This window comes from Acinetobacter sp. YH12043, from assembly GCF_013419915.1.
Classification (GTDB): Bacteria; Pseudomonadota; Gammaproteobacteria; order Pseudomonadales; family Moraxellaceae; genus Acinetobacter.
In genome coordinates this window covers 18,150-33,259 of the sequence record NZ_VOZD01000033.1, presented here as the reverse complement: position 1 = coordinate 33,259, position 15,110 = coordinate 18,150, and the positions used below count along the sequence as shown (strand labels likewise).

Annotated in this window: 12 protein-coding genes; 11 read left to right on the top strand and 1 reads right to left on the bottom strand. The window is 41.4% G+C overall.

From position 1 onward, the window contains the following. Positions 1 to 216 precede the first annotated feature (216 nt). Positions 217 to 1,040, bottom strand: a protein-coding gene (locus tag FTU01_RS13875; protein WP_180139630.1) for an IS5 family transposase whose coding sequence is annotated in 2 segments (ribosomal slippage) — positions 217 to 657 and positions 660 to 1,040 — 822 coding nt in all. Because the reading frame shifts where the segments join, the coding sequence is not laid out codon by codon here. A gap of 244 nt (positions 1,041 to 1,284) precedes the next feature. Here FTU01_RS13875 and FTU01_RS15675 point away from each other — a divergent pair. From FTU01_RS15675 to FTU01_RS13820, 11 genes are all read left to right on the top strand, one after another. Beyond that, entirely contained in the window at positions 1,285 to 1,584 is a 300-nt protein-coding gene (locus FTU01_RS15675; protein WP_180139637.1) for a hypothetical protein, read from the top strand. Between the two features lie 178 nt (positions 1,585 to 1,762). Continuing rightward, positions 1,763 to 2,158 (top strand): hypothetical protein, encoded by a 396-nt coding sequence (locus FTU01_RS13865; protein ID WP_180139627.1) that lies wholly within the window; start codon positions 1,763 to 1,765, stop codon positions 2,156 to 2,158. Positions 2,159 to 2,166: 8 nt separating this feature from the next. Further along, on the top strand, positions 2,167 to 2,706 hold the full coding sequence (locus FTU01_RS13860; protein ID WP_180139633.1) for a GNAT family N-acetyltransferase: 540 nt from the start codon (positions 2,167 to 2,169) through the stop codon (positions 2,704 to 2,706). Positions 2,707 to 3,243: 537 nt separating this feature from the next. Continuing rightward, positions 3,244 to 4,119 (top strand): MetQ/NlpA family ABC transporter substrate-binding protein, encoded by an 876-nt coding sequence (locus FTU01_RS13855; protein WP_180139624.1) that lies wholly within the window; start codon positions 3,244 to 3,246, stop codon positions 4,117 to 4,119. Between the two features lie 72 nt (positions 4,120 to 4,191). Continuing rightward, positions 4,192 to 5,217, top strand: coding sequence for a methionine ABC transporter ATP-binding protein (locus FTU01_RS13850; RefSeq protein ID WP_180139622.1), 1,026 nt, complete (start codon positions 4,192 to 4,194; stop codon positions 5,215 to 5,217). Further along, the gene (locus tag FTU01_RS13845; RefSeq protein WP_004786199.1) at positions 5,214 to 5,909 is read left to right on the top strand and encodes a methionine ABC transporter permease; all 696 of its coding nucleotides are present in this window, start codon (positions 5,214 to 5,216) and stop codon (positions 5,907 to 5,909) included. The genes FTU01_RS13850 and FTU01_RS13845 overlap by 4 nt, the downstream gene beginning before the upstream one ends. 595 nt (positions 5,910 to 6,504) lie before the next feature. Beyond that, positions 6,505 to 10,077 carry a DNA polymerase III subunit alpha gene (dnaE, locus tag FTU01_RS13840; protein WP_180139619.1) on the top strand — a complete coding sequence of 1,191 codons (3,573 nt, stop codon included), beginning with the start codon at positions 6,505 to 6,507 and terminating at the stop codon, positions 10,075 to 10,077. 35 nt (positions 10,078 to 10,112) lie between these two features. Continuing rightward, positions 10,113 to 10,961 (top strand): RNA methyltransferase, encoded by an 849-nt coding sequence (locus tag FTU01_RS13835; RefSeq protein WP_180139616.1) that lies wholly within the window; start codon positions 10,113 to 10,115, stop codon positions 10,959 to 10,961. Further along, complete coding sequence (cysE, locus tag FTU01_RS13830) at positions 10,961 to 11,770, top strand: serine O-acetyltransferase (protein ID WP_159122783.1); 810 nt, start codon at positions 10,961 to 10,963, stop codon at positions 11,768 to 11,770. The genes FTU01_RS13835 and cysE overlap by 1 nt, the downstream gene beginning before the upstream one ends. Before the next feature lie 122 nt (positions 11,771 to 11,892). Beyond that, positions 11,893 to 12,843, top strand: a complete 951-nt coding sequence (locus FTU01_RS13825; protein ID WP_004786208.1) for an ABUW_2363 family tetratricopeptide repeat lipoprotein — start codon at positions 11,893 to 11,895, stop codon at positions 12,841 to 12,843. A 124-nt stretch (positions 12,844 to 12,967) separates the two neighbouring features. Continuing rightward, positions 12,968 to 14,974, top strand: a complete 2,007-nt coding sequence (locus tag FTU01_RS13820) for a triacylglycerol lipase (protein WP_180139613.1) — start codon at positions 12,968 to 12,970, stop codon at positions 14,972 to 14,974. Positions 14,975 to 15,110: the final 136 nt, after the last annotated feature.

The following is a 15,110-nucleotide window of genomic DNA, read 5'->3' as shown; positions in this document are numbered from 1 at the left end:
GTGATGGGAGAGAATGTTCAAGAGTGGATTCTAAATGTTCAGATAAAGACATAAAAAAATGAGCGTATTTACATACACTCATTTTTACTACATTTTACTAAAATTTGCTTAACTGACTGGCATTACCGATATGTTCGGGGTTTTTACTTTAATTGTTATACTAATATTGATTTTATAGTAAATATTTAAAAATGATTAGATCTCTTGCGAAAGTCATTATTGCAAGTTCATCCGGTTTACCAGTGCAGCGATTAAGTTAATGCGTAAACCGAATCTTTTCCGTCTATTTCGATAGCGTTCACTTAGTATTCTAAATCTTTTCAATTGACTGTTAATGTGTTCGATTATAACTCGTATTTTTCCAATCATTTTATTGTAATTTGTCTCAGCATCAAATAAGGGTAAATTCTTCTTTTTCTTTATTGGCATCAATAATTTAAAGCCATCTTGCTCTAACCCATAGTACCCTAAATCGGTCATAACATAGTCACAATGTTTGAATTTCTTAACTGTTTTTCTTGCCAATTTAATATCATGCTGACTGCCAGACGATATATCTACTCCTATGATTTGTTTGCTCTTCGGATGATAGATCACTTGGGCTTTTAACGTATGTTTCTTCTTTTTACCACTGTAGAACTTACTCTGATTTTTTTTTTCGGGCGTTCTATTAAACATTCTGTCGCATCAATAATTACCCAGTTAAATTGTTCGTCTGCTGTGGTAATGCTTCGTTTTGGCAGGGTAAAACGTCTTGATTTCATTAATGCATCTTCAACCTTTTTAATAGTTCGATTCACATTACTTTCAGCGATATGGTAATTTGCCGCCAATTCCAATTGGGTGTTGTAGCTCCGTAAGTAATTGAGTGTTAATAATAATTGATCCTCTATAGCTAAAGTATGAGGACGCCCTAATTTCTTTTTAAGTGATTCTGCTTCTTTTAAAACTTCGACCATTTCACTAAAAACTGCTCGAGGTACACCAACCAAGCGCTGGAATTCAGAATCTGAAAAACGATTTAATTTCTGATATTTCATGAAATCTATATTGAGGCAGTTTTTACTTTCGCAAGAGGTCTATTATGACCCTTCATAATTTAAATGAAAAATTAAAACTCCATCTTTTAAATCATCATTTATGTAAAAGTGAAGCTATCAATATTCAATTAATATCAAGTGGAATGTGTGGAGATATATATATCTTCGAATATGCAGATCATGTCGTATCTAAATATAGATGTGCGAAGATTCCTAAAAAAACGATTCACTACCTGCTGAAGAAATTAACAGAAGGTTTATAAGGGAGTTAGATGTTCAACTTAACTATTACTATCACCCTTTTGTAAATTGGGCTTTTGACTTTACAGAAGTTATGGGATCGTCAATTGCTCTTTTTAGATATTGGGATGGAACCCTAAGAGACTTTATAAATAATAACAATTCCATTGAGCAGAAATTATCACTGAAGGCTTACATCTGCGTAGCATTGATCCACTGCTATCAAAGAGGTCTTATTAGTCATCAAGATCTAAAACCCGAAAATATTTTTTTAAGGGATTATACGAAAACCCATAAAATTTGAATCAGATTATAATATTTATCTAACTCCAGTCCTTGGCGATTTTGGTTTAGCTAATGCATTTAAAGATTCTGAAGTTTTTGAAGGTGCTCGTCCTTATATGGCACCTGAACAATGAAATAAAGAAGAGTTAACAGAAAAAACTGATGTTTTTTCTTTAGGAATTATTTTTTATGAAATTATGAGTAATGGTATACATCCTGCGACTAGAACTAAATTAAATGAACATTGGCCAATACCACAGGATGGATTCTCGAAAAAATGGACTCAAAGTAAACCTTGGAAAAAATGGAGTTGTTCTGAAAAAAATTTCAATAATTTACCATCAATAGATCAAGATTTCTTAAATCTACATCTTGCAATGACTTCGTTAGAACCGCATAAAAGACCTGCCATAGATTCAGTTCTTCAGTCTATTCTCAATATTTTAAAGAATGAGAGTGTGCCAGCATATGAACATACACTTATCTCAATAAATCATTTTAATAATTTAGCCACATCAAATAACTTACAGAAAGAATGGCCATACTTATCTAAAAAATGGCTAACATTCCGTAAAAAATTTGATAAATTTTAATGAATATTTTGTTACAAACCCCTCGCCTGATCCTGCGCCAATGGAACGACTCCGATACTGCCCCATTTATCCAAATGTGTGCAGATGAGGATGTCATGCGTTATTTTCCCGCTCCACTGACATCTAAACAAAGCCTACAATTTATTGAAAAAGTAACACGGCAAATTAATCAGCATGGTTGGGGCTTATGGGCAGTTGAACTAAAACAGACTAAAGAATTTATTGGTTTTATCGGCCTGCAACCCCAACCTGAATTGTTTGAGTTTTCACCCTGTATTGAAATTGGCTGGCGTCTGGCGAAAAAGTATTGGCATCGAGGTTATGCTACTGAAGGTGCACGTGCAGTCCTAGATTATGCCTTTAATACTTTAAACCTAGATAAAGTTGTGTCGTTTACTGCCAAATCAAATACCCCATCTGAGGCTGTGATGAAAAAGATAGGTATGGTAAAGACTCAAGAATTTCAGCATCCAAAGCTGCCGGAAGATCGCCCTTTATGTTGGCATGTATTGTATGAAATCAATCAAAGTAATTACTCAGGTAAATAAGACACGGCTCAAATCCTCCCTAAACATTTATTAAAAAAGATCTTTCAGTAGCTTAATGAGCTGATGTATTTATCATGTTTATTCATTTTTATGATTTCTATTGGATAAAATCTTATAAAGATCAATCTTTAAACGATATGAAATTCCGCCTTATCTTCAATAAAAATAATATATTGTATTCATTGATATTTTGATCATTTTCATCTAATTTATATTCTATTAAAAAGATAAGTAAATAGTTTTTATCCACTATATCGAATAAATAATAATTGCTATGATTGCGCCCATTCAGAGCACCAAATACGATTATATCTTTTAAAAATCTCTATTTACTCTCTCCAAATAGAAAAATGATATAGCGGCTTGGTGAACTCTGACCCGATCGAATTAACGTGAACTGTTGCAGTACATTTGCATTTTCCCTGCCGGAGCCACATGCGACTCGATCTAAGGTCAGCTGAAAGTGTAATAAAACTCCACTTTAACATGATCTTAAAATGCATATACTTTAGGCAACACGAGAATTAGGACATCTTTATGAAAAAGCTACTTGGCGTTTTACTCAGTGCATCTGTACTGACTTTAACTGCGTGCGGAAAACAAGAAGAGCCTGCAACGGACGCAGCACAAAACAAAGACTCAGGTGAACTGCAAACAGTTACTATGGCATCCACTGGTTCAGATGCTGACGTATGGCGCTACATTTCAACTTTGCCTGAAACTAAACAAGCCGGCATCAAACTTGATGTGAAAAACTTCACTGACTATGTGGCGATGAATACTGCTGTTGCCAATAAAGAAATTGATGTCAACGCATTCCAGTCTTATGCCTATATGGTCGCTTATAACGACGCCAATACTCAAAAGATCGCTCCGCTTTCTACGACTTATCTTGAGCCAATGGGGATTTACTCAAGCAAAGTGAAAAAAGTTGAAGAGTTTAAGCAAGGTGCGACAATTGCTATTCCTAACGATGGCGCGAATGAATCACGTGCATTGTTATTATTACAATCTGCAGGTCTGGTAAAACTTAAACCAAACTTTGACCTGGTAAAAGGTACGCCTGCTGACATTACTGAAAATGCGAAACAGATTGTGATTAAGCCAATTCAAATGGCGACAGCAGTTCGTGTGAAAGATGAAGTGGATGCGATTGTTCTAGGTAATACTTTGGCAATGGAAGGTGGTCTGAACGTATTGAAAGATGCGATCTACTACGAAGCGATTGATCAAAGCACTAAAATGAATGTTAACGTTTTAGCTGTGGCTGCTGACCGTCAAAATGATCCTGTACTTCAAAAAGTTGGCCAGTTGTATCATACTCCTGCTGTGAAAGCCTATGTTGATGAACACTTCGGTGGTACTAAAGTTGCTGTAAATAAACCAGTGACTTATTTAACCGAAGAAAAGTAATACAATAATCAATATTCAGAACAGGCAAGATTTCTTGCCTGTTTTTTTATTCGTGATGCAGTATTTGACACTATGATTGAATTTAAAGACATCTCCAAACAGTATGAGCTCAAGGGTCAAACCTTACGTGCCCTGAATCGGATCAATTTGCAGATTCCGACTGGCAGTATCTTTGGCATTATTGGCTATAGTGGTGCAGGTAAAAGTACCCTGATCCGCCTGATTAATCTGCTTGAACGCCCTACTTCTGGTCAGATGATTATCAATGGCACGAACTTTACTGCTTTGGATGCCAAATCATTGCGTCAGGAACGTACCCAGATCGGCATGATTTTTCAGCATTTTAACTTGATGCAGACTAAAACAGTGGCTGCCAATATTGAAATGCCAATGAAGTTGCTTGGCTGGAGTAAAGCTGAACGGGAAAAACGTCTCGAAGAACTGCTGGATTTTATTGACCTAAAACATAAGCGTCATGCTTTCCCGGATGAATTGTCAGGCGGTCAAAAGCAGCGTGTTGGTATTGCGCGTGCCCTAGCGAATCATCCAAAAATTTTGCTGTGTGATGAAGCCACTTCTGCTCTTGATCCACAAACCACCAAGTCTGTATTGCAACTTCTGAAACGTATTAATCAGGAACAAGGCATTACCATTGTCATGGTGACTCATGAAATGGATGTGATTGAAACGGTGTGTGATTATGTGGCCGTGATGGAAAAAGGTGATGTGATTGAAACGGGTTCTACCCTACAGATTTTTAGTCAGCCACAGCATCCAACGACGAAAAATTTTATTCAGACAGTACTCCAGCAAAACTTGCCCGTGAATATTCTGGCGAATCTGGAAAATCAGAATCATCACAGTATTTATTGTTTAAAATTCCTGGGCAGCTCTGCGCAGGAAACCGTGATTCAGGGTGTGATTAAACAGTTCGATATCAGCTTGAATATCCTGTTTGCCAATATGACAGAAATTAATGGGTCGGTGATTGGCCAGATGTTTATCCAGCTTCTTGGTGATCCAGCGCAAATCACAGCAGCAATGCAATATCTGAGAGATAACGGCGTACAGGTAGATCAGGCAGGAGTACAAGAATGAGAGACTTAATTGTACAGTGGTTGACCACTATTACTGCGCCATTCTGGAAAAGCTCCCTATCGATGGATCAGTTTGTCACTGCGTTGCAAGAAACTTTCCACATGGTATTCTTCGCAATGCTGTTTGGCTGTATCTGGGGCTTTATTCAGGCGATCATTTTACTTGTCACTCGCCCAAACGGGATTCTGCCAAACCGTGTGATTTATCATGCTCTAAACCCGATTGTGAATGCACTACGTTCCCTACCCTTTATTATTCTGCTGATTGCAGTGATTCCACTAACCAAGTTTTTGGTCGGAACATCAATTGGTACTTGGGCAGCGATTGTGCCTCTGACTATTTATGTCGGTCCTTATATTGGTCGTCTAGTCGAGACTTCTCTGCTAGAAGTGAATGAGGGGATTATCGAATCTGCACAAGCCATGGGTGCAACACCAATGCAGATTATCTTTAAGTTTATTCTGCCAGAAGCACGTAGCTCACTGATTCTGAACCTGACCACAGCAACCATTAGCCTGATTGGTGCAACCGCAATGGCGGGTGCCGTTGGTGCTGGTGGTATTGGTGACTTAGCGATCTCTTATGGTTATCAGCGTTTTGATACATCTGTGGTGATCATGACCGTGATTGTCTTATTGATTCTGGTGCAGATTGTACAAAGTGTTGGCGACTGGTTATCGCGACTTCGTTAAGCTAAATTCCTAAGTAAATAAAGCCCTCTTTTTGAGGGTTTTATTTTCTACCCATAAAATAGCTGCATCTTAAACATCGAAGCGAACATTTGATACATGGCTTAGCAGCATGGATGCTGCCGTTGATCTGTCTTACACAAGCTTTAAAGCAATGCTTAAAGCTTGCTCAGGAAGTGCCATCAGATCAACGAGGGGTTTTGTTACTTTTGGCCCGTCAAAAGTAAGGCATAACTACTCAAAATTTAAATTAAAGTAAAAATAATGAAATTCTAATTTTCAAATAACTTTATGAATAAACTTACTGACACTTGAAATTCTTCTTTTACTTTTGAAAGATGAATAGCACTGCTATGCAAAGTAACAAAAATCTTCTGTTAGCTTGATGATACTTCCCTGTATCACAAGCCAACGGCGACATCCATGTCGCCTCATACAAATTCAATTTGGATACGTAGTTCTATTTCGATAAAATGATAAGCATAGCTTTAAGTCAATTCTAATTCACAATCTAAAAGTTCAGCATTTCCCCTCAATTTCAAACTGAAACAATAAATCCCGTGCTAAACTATCGAGTGGTTTTTGCAGGAACTCATTTATGCACTTTGTTCATCTTGGTATTCATACAGAATTTTCGATTACTGAATCCATCGTACGTATACCTGACTTGGTCAAAGCTGCTGCGAATGACGAGATGCCAGCACTCGCGCTGACTGATTTATCTAATTTACATGCTGCTGTTAAATTCTATAAAAAATGTTTGGATAAAGGCATCAAACCGATTCTTGGCTCTGAAATTCGTCTGAATGATGCTGAGCATCGGGTTACCCTGCTTTCCATGACCAACAAAGGCTGGCGCAACCTGACCGAACTGGTGTCTGAAGGTTATATCAGCGGCCAGCAACTGGATATTCCTTGCGTACAAAAAGATTGGATCTTGAATCAGCACGATGACATGATCGTATTGCTCGGTATGCAGTCCGATGTCGGCAAAATGCTGATTACTTCAAATCCCGATAAAGCTGAACCGCTACTGCAAGAATGGGTAGAGAAATTTGGAAATCGTGTTTATCTCGCCCTCACCCGCACTGGCCGTGCTAATGAAGATACTTTCATTGAAGAAGCGGTAAAGCTCGCAAAGAAATATAATATTGGTGTAGTTGCACATAATGATGTGCATTTTATTGCACGTGAAGACTTTGAAGCACATGAAGCGCGTGTCTGTATCGCAGATGGTTATGTGCTTGGTGATAATCGCCGTCCTAAAACCTATAGCCCTGAGCAATATTTTAAAAGCTCAACAGAAATGGCGGAACTGTTTAGCGATATTCCAACCGCGATTGAAAACACCTTCCATATCGCAAAACGTTGTAATGTCACCCTACGTTTAGGTTTCAACGATCTACCAGATTATCCAATTCCTGAAGGCCATACTATTGACACCTACTTCACACATTTATGTGAAGAAGGTTTAGAAGAACGCCTGAACTTCCTGTATCCACCAGAAAAACGTGAAGAAGACTGGCCTATAATCCGTCAGCCTTATGATGAACGTCTGGCCTTTGAGATCAAGATTATTCTGGATATGGGCTTCCCAGGGTACTTCTTGATCGTCATGGACTTCATTCAATGGTCCAAAGGAAATGGCGTACCGGTAGGTCCGGGCCGTGGTTCAGGTGCGGGTTCCCTCGTAGCCTATAGTTTGAAAATTACCGATCTTGATCCTCTGCGCTATGACCTGCTGTTCGAACGTTTCTTGAACCCGGAACGTGTTTCGATGCCCGACTTTGACGTCGATTTCTGTATCGCTGGTCGTGACCGCGTAATTGACTATGTGGCACGGACTTATGGTCGTGATGCGGTATCGCAAATTGCGACTTTCGGTACCATGGCAGCGAAAGGTGCGATTCGAGATGTAGCCCGTGTCTTGGGTAAATCTTATGGTCTGGCTGATCGTATTTCCAAACTGATTCCAACCAAGCCTCTGGGTTTAAGCCTTGAAGAATCATTGGAAGCTGAACCTCAACTGAAAGATATCGTCACCAATCCATCGAATCCCGATTATGACGATGCCTCAGAAATCTGGGAAATGGCACTCAAGCTTGAAGGCATTACCCGTAATACCGGTAAACATGCCGGTGGTGTAGTGATTGCACCGACCAAACTGACCGACTATTCAGCCGTGATGTGTGATGCGGATGGTACAGCACGTGTTGCTCAATTTGATAAGGATGATGTCGAAGCTGCCGGTCTAGTGAAATTCGACTTCTTGGGTCTACGTAACCTGACCGTTATTGAAGATGCCATCAAGCACATCAATGCACGCCCAGACGTGACCGAACCGGTGAATATTTCCTATATTCCGCTGGATGACAAGCCAGCCTATAACATCTTCGCGACGGCGAATACCACCGCGGTATTCCAGTTTGAATCCGTCGGCATGAAAAAGATGTTGAAGGAAGCACGTCCTAGCAAGTTCGAAGAAATTATCGCCTTCGTATCGTTATATCGTCCGGGTCCAATGGATCTGATTCCTGACTTTATCCATCGTATGCATGGTGGCGAGTTTGAATACCTGCATCCATTACTGGAAAAGGTATTAGAGCCGACTTACGGGATCATGGTATACCAAGAACAGGTAATGCAGTCGGCACAGTTCTGTGCCGGCTATAGCTTGGGTGGTGCGGACTTACTTCGTCGTGCGATGGGTAAGAAAAAACCTGAAGAAATGGTCAAGCAGCGTAAGATCTTCATTGAAGGTGCTGCGAAAAAAGATATCGATGAAGCAACGGCGAACCATATCTTCGACTATATGGAAAAATTCGCAGGCTATGGCTTTAACAAATCGCATGCTGCAGCCTATGCACTTGTCGCCTATCAAACAGCTTGGTTGAAAGCGCATTATCCTGCTGAATTCATGTCAGCGGTGATGACCTCGGAAATGCAGAACACTGATAACGTGGTGTTCCTGATTGATGATTGCCGTCATAACGGACTGGAAGTATTACCACCATCGGTGAATATGTCGATTTACCAGTTCCATGCCAGCGATCCAAAAACCATTGTTTATGGTTTGGGTGCGATTAAAGGCGTCGGTGAAGCGGCAATGCAGTCCGTGATTGAATCACGTCAGAAAGAAGGTCCATATAAAGACCTGTTTGACTTCTGTCACCGTATTGACCTGAAGAAAATCAACAAACGTACGCTCGAAGCCTTGATCCGTGCGGGTGCACTAGATTGTCTAGGCATTGAACGTGCTGACCTAATGGCACAATTGCCTGAAGCGGTACAAGCTGCGGATCAGGCGCGTCAGAACCGTGAAACCGGGATCATGGATCTGTTCGGGGAAGTTGAAGAAGTCCAACGTAAACCTGCCAAACCGGTGAAACCTTGGTCAGATGAAGTTCGTCTGAAAGGTGAAAAAGATACCTTAGGTCTATACCTGACTGGTCACCCAATTGATGTATATCGTAATGAACTAAAAGCTTTTGTACCTTGTCAGATCAATGAATTAACCCCAACCCGTCGTGGTGTAACGACTGTGTTTGCCGGTCTGGTAGTCGATGTCGCTAACTTCCCGAACCGGATGATGGTGACATTAGATGATGGTACGGCACGTATCGAAATTTCCACCAACCATGAACGCTTCCAGCGCTTTAAAGACATCGTTCAGGTCGATAAAGTGGTAGTGATTGAAGGTGAAATCTACGAACGTGAAGGTTTTGACCGTCCACTCGGTCGTTTAACTAAGGCCTTTAGTCTGAATGAAATCCGTCAGAAACGTGCTAACAGCATCAAGATTACCTTGCAAGCTGAACATTACAGCAAAACCCTCAGCCGTGACTTGCAGCAGATTCTAGTGCCATATACCAATGTGGACATGAGCACGCATATTCCCGTGATTCTATATCTGGATTATGGCTATGCCACGGCCGAACTGCATCTGGGTTTAAGCTGGAAAGTTGCGCCGCTGGATGATCTTCTCGCCAAGCTGCGTGATTATTTTGGCAAGACTGCGCTCTATATCGAGTATCAGGTGAAGTCTAAAGCTGCACGTGCCGTATCTTATGAACAAGCCAAGCCGGTCGAGGTTCCGCCTCCACCTGCTGACATGAGCATGGACGATGCCTTAGCACAGTATGAAGCTGAGTCTCAACCGCAATATTCATAAATCTCCCATTTTAATATATCCAAACTGGAATCATCATGAGTCAAATTGACAATGCTGCTGTTTCAGCACATCTCTCTCATGTGCGTATTGTCATGGTTAATACTACCCTGCCTGCCAATATTGGTAGTGCCTTACGTGCCATGAAAACCATGGGCCTGTGCAAGCTGGTTCTGGTTGCGCCTAAAACCTACCCACATCCGGACATTGATGCCCTAGCTGCAGGTGCAACCGATCTGATCGAGCAGATTGAAATCGTAGAAACGCTAGAAGAAGCCATTAAGGATTGCCAGATCGTCTTTGGGACCAGTGCGCGTAGCCGCACCATTCCATGGCCTTTACTAGATGTCCGTCCAGCGGCAGAAAAAGCACTTTCTGCTGTGGTGCAAGAAAAACAGGAAATTGCGATTCTGTTTGGCCGTGAAGACCGCGGTCTGACCAATGAAGAACTGGCAATGGCGAATTATCACTTAACCATTCCTGTGAATACGGATTATGGTGTTTTGAATGTTGCTCAAGCCATTCAGGTGATCTGCTATGAACTGCGTATGGCAGCACTGGATCAGGTTGAACATCCTCGTGATCCTAAAGCCACCATGCAAGTCATTGATGGCATTGAAATGGAATGGGATGAACCACTGGTGACCCATGAACAGATGGAACAGTTCTACCCGCATCTGGAAAAAATGCTGGCAGAAATTGAATTTATGGATCCAAAAAACCCACGATTACTTCCTTTACGCTTGCGTCGCCTTTTCGGACGTATACAATTAGATCGTATGGAATATCACTTACTTCGTGGTATTTTCACTCGTGTTCAGGCACTGAATAACGACACCTGGAAAAAATCTTCCCATACATCACAACAGGATGAGGATCAAAACTAATGCTAAAACAGCTCAAAGAAGATATCCAAGCTGTCTTTGCGCGCGATCCTGCAGCACGCAATACCTTAGAAGTCTTAACCACCTACCCTGGCATCCATGCACTGATTATGCATCGCATGGCACATGAGCTATGGAAAAAAGACTGTAAAGGTACAGCGCGTGTTTTGTCCTCTTTTAGCCGTTTTGCAACAGGGATCGAAATTCACCCAGGTGCCAAGATTGGTAAACGTTTTTTCATTGATCATGGCATGGGCGTTGTGATTGGTGAAACTGCGGAAATTGGCGATGATGTCACCTTGTATCATGGTGTGACTTTGGGTGGTACCACCTGGAATAAAGGCAAGCGTCACCCGACTCTGGAAGATGGTGTTGTTGTTGGTGCAGGTGCCAAAATCCTGGGGCCATTCACGGTAGGTAAAAATGCCAAGGTTGGTTCCAATGCTGTGGTTACCAAAGCAGTTCCGCCGAATACCACAGCGGTCGGCAATCCTGCCCGATTTATTACCAAAGACCAGCCAAAAGAGGATGCTGAAGCACGTCGTCGTGATTATGCGGAAAGCATTGGTTTCCAGCCTTATGCAACTACACAGGATCAGACAGACCCGATTCTGGAAGGTATGCGTGTTCTACTTGACCGTATTCAACAAAATGAAAAACGCATGAATACACTGTGTAACCGCCTGTCTCTGCTTGACCCAACTTTCAAGAAAAACCAGTTGAATGAACAGCCATTCAGTAAGGAAGAACTTAAAATTCTGGAAGATGCGCGCCGTGAGTGCGAAGCACAAACCAGTCAGTCCAAAGCCTGACTGTAAATCGTAATTCTTTTGTAACACGCATTTGCTTGCATGATCGCAGCACTTTTCATAGACTGACGATCATGCATTTTTTGAATAGATGTTTTAAAAAATAACATGAATGGACGGATATTATGACCTTGAAGCCCTTAGCAATTGCTTGCTTAGCTTTTACCATGACGGCGTGCTCTATGGCACCGACCTCAAGCAAACAAGAACAGAAACCAGCTGATCAGGTAGTTTTTGTTGAACCTGAACTTACTCCGCCATTTTATGCTTTAAATCCATTTAACTATAACGAACCACCTCCATTTGAAGTTCATTTGCAAAAAGCCGCTGCGCAGCCAGTGACGAAAATGGTGGTCACTGATCCTAAAGATCCGTCTAAACAGTTAACCCTAGATGTGAACAAGCTGATCATCCCGATGGTGGATAGCAATACACGCAGTATGCGTTATGCAGCACTTGCCAATGAAAATGAAATCGACATTACCGAAATCGATGATTTCTTGCAGATGGTAGAAGGTAAAGCGCGTCATTATCCACCCCGCTTTAGCGACCGTCAGGAACGCCGTGGTTTTGAAGCAAAACTTCGCGAAGTTTCTCAACAGCTGGATACCTTGGCTTCACGTCCGAATGCTTCATTTGATGTCTTAATGCGTGCATTTAAGGCCAGCGTGATGGCACGTAATCTTGATTTGGGTTCTATCTATACCACCAAATCAATGACCTATGCACAGCGCATTCTTCGTATTAACCAGGATGATGCTGAAGCAAACTTCTGGTTCGGTTTTGGTCTGTCTGAAGGTGGTGGTCACCGCGAAGCAATTCAGTATCTGGACAAGGCAATGCAGGCAGGTGTTCAGGAAGCTTATTTATCTGCGGCAAATAACTACATTGCCATGGAAAATAAAAAGAATGCTGTTCAGGTTCTGAATAATTACAAAATTAAATATCCGCAAGAAGCTGAAGTCGCTGATCGTCTGATTCAGGAAATTGAAAAACAGGGTCGCTGGAACGTATGGCAAGTCATGCAAACAGCCGCTCCTGCACCAACAACCCCTGCGCCTACACCAGCACAATAAGCTATATTTCAGATTCATAATATTACAAATAGACCGCTGCGGCGGTCTATTTTTATGGGAAAAAATTAGTAAAATACAAAGCATTATCAAGCTTTATAATTTTAAATGAGTGTTCAAAGTCTTTATGCACGAGAAAATAAATAAGATAGCATTACTTTGCACTGTACTCATGACAGCTGTACTGAGTGGCTGTCAGGTGGTGAGTGTTAAAGAGCAGGCTATTAATGTCACCATCAATAATGAACGCGATAGCATTCTTACACGCGATAAGTTGAGTGAAGCCAGTCTGAATGTCCTGTCCATGACCGGACGTGAAGCACAAGTCTGTGAAAATAATCCAGAAGAATGTGTGAAAGAGCTACAAGAAATTCCACAGATTCTGGATGAGCAATTACTTTCAACATCGAGTGAATTATATCTAGCTAAATCACTCCAGCTTGGTAAATCGGCTGAATGTAAAACCAGTGCTCTGGCTAAGACCCGATCTGAAGAAAAACAGCAACTGCAAACCCAGAACCTGCAAAAATGTCAGGAACAGCAGTTACAAATGCTGGATAAAAGTATCCGCTACAGTTATGCCTATCTGTTTCAGACTGAACGTGCACCACAGGACCGGATCTTCGACAACCGACAAGTTCAGATTCGTGACTTTTATAACCTGGCAATTGCTCATTTAATCCAGATCTACGCGGAACGTTATAAAACTAAAGAAGCCGGTCAACGTCTGCAGGTTGGCAACAGCGTCTATACCATTAATCTGGACAATTTCCCCCAGCTCAAGAATCAGCCAATTGAACAGTTAATGTCGACCTATAACATGAACTTCTCTGGTCTGCGCTCGATTACCCGTCGTGACGGTTTCGGCTCTGAGTTTCTGGTGGTCTTGCCAGAAGAAGAAATTTCCAAAAAAGATAAAAAATATCTGGTCGATCCACTAAATCACCAATATCAAAATGGCATAAATCCTTTTATTCATTCAGCACGTTATCTGGCAACCACGATTACCGCCATTCCAGAATCAGCAAACTCTGTAGAACAGATCCTGAATAACAGCAACTTCCATTTAAAACTTTATGACCCGTATAAATATGACAAGATTAAAGTTGCCAATAAGGAATATGCTTTAGCGGCAAACTTTTCAGCGCCTTATGGGCTATGGCTGGCAGAAAACAATCTGGGACGCGCAGCTTATCTGACACTGATCAATCGTGACGATAATCTGGTCATGCCGCATCTGTTTATGCTGGAACCTTACAATCCAAATAAGAAGGTTTTATTGCTGATTCATGGTTTGGCCAGCAGCCCGGAAGCCTGGATTCGTTTAACGAATGATATTATGGGTGATCCGGTCTTAAGAGAAAATTTCCAGGTGTGGCAGGTCTTCTACTCAACCAACATGCCTATTCTGGAAAGCCGTTTCCAGATTAATGCGCTGCTTCAACAAGGTTTCGCGCGTATTAGCAATAATGCACCAGCCAAAAAAGAAGCTGTACTGGTCGGACACAGTATGGGTGGTGTCATTGCCCGTCTATTGGTGAGTGATGCAGATATTACCGAGCCCGCTTTTAATATTGTAAAAGATTCAAAGCTGACCAAGTTCCGGGACAATCCACTCTTTAAAGCGCGTTTCAAAATGCAGCCTGTTCCGAATTTCAGTCGTGCTATTTTCCTGGCAGCACCGCATAAAGGGACCGATTATGCAGATCGCTGGCATACCAAATTGGCACGTAAAATTATTCGTGTGCCGAGTGCCTTTTTGGGTGCATTTGCCGATACTGTCCAAGGTGAAATTGGCTTAAGTGATTTTCTGCATGAAGTTGGTCGTGACCTGATTCAGAATGGGCCGAGTGATCTTAGTAAGAAATCAAAATTCACGGCACTGACTAAAGATATTAATCCGGCACCAGGTTTCAAATTTCACTCGATTATTGGCAACAATACAGATAGCGATGATGAAAATATTATGACTGATGATGTCGTCGCTTATCAGAGTGCATATCTTGAAGGTGCGGCTTCCAATAAAATTATCAAAGGTGGACATTCCGTTCAGGAAACTCCCGAGGCTGTACTGGAACTCCGCCGCCTTCTCAGATTACATCTGGTCGACTTGGGATTGTATGATCCTGATTAAATTTTGATAAGCGATATAAAAAAGCTGCCTATCGGTGGCTTTTTTTATGGGCAACCCATGTATCAATACCCTTTTATGCTTTATATCGACTAAGTCCGTACAAATACAGATTCCTGCGGATTTATGTTTCTTTCTA

What these genes read in the sequence shown, in the direction of transcription:
- FTU01_RS13865 (WP_180139627.1), top strand. Translation starts at nt 1,763, where the DNA reads ATGAGTAATGGTATACATCCTGCGACTAGAACTAAATTAAATGAACAT.
- FTU01_RS13855 (WP_180139624.1), top strand. Translation starts at nt 3,244, where the DNA reads ATGAAAAAGCTACTTGGCGTTTTACTCAGTGCATCTGTACTGACTTTA.
- FTU01_RS13850 (WP_180139622.1), top strand. Translation starts at nt 4,192, where the DNA reads ATGATTGAATTTAAAGACATCTCCAAACAGTATGAGCTCAAGGGTCAA.
- FTU01_RS13845 (WP_004786199.1), top strand. Translation starts at nt 5,214, where the DNA reads ATGAGAGACTTAATTGTACAGTGGTTGACCACTATTACTGCGCCATTC.
- dnaE (WP_180139619.1), top strand. Translation starts at nt 6,505, where the DNA reads ATGCACTTTGTTCATCTTGGTATTCATACAGAATTTTCGATTACTGAA.
- FTU01_RS13835 (WP_180139616.1), top strand. Translation starts at nt 10,113, where the DNA reads ATGAGTCAAATTGACAATGCTGCTGTTTCAGCACATCTCTCTCATGTG.
- cysE (WP_159122783.1), top strand. Translation starts at nt 10,961, where the DNA reads ATGCTAAAACAGCTCAAAGAAGATATCCAAGCTGTCTTTGCGCGCGAT.
- FTU01_RS13825 (WP_004786208.1), top strand. Translation starts at nt 11,893, where the DNA reads ATGACCTTGAAGCCCTTAGCAATTGCTTGCTTAGCTTTTACCATGACG.
- FTU01_RS13820 (WP_180139613.1), top strand. Translation starts at nt 12,968, where the DNA reads ATGCACGAGAAAATAAATAAGATAGCATTACTTTGCACTGTACTCATG.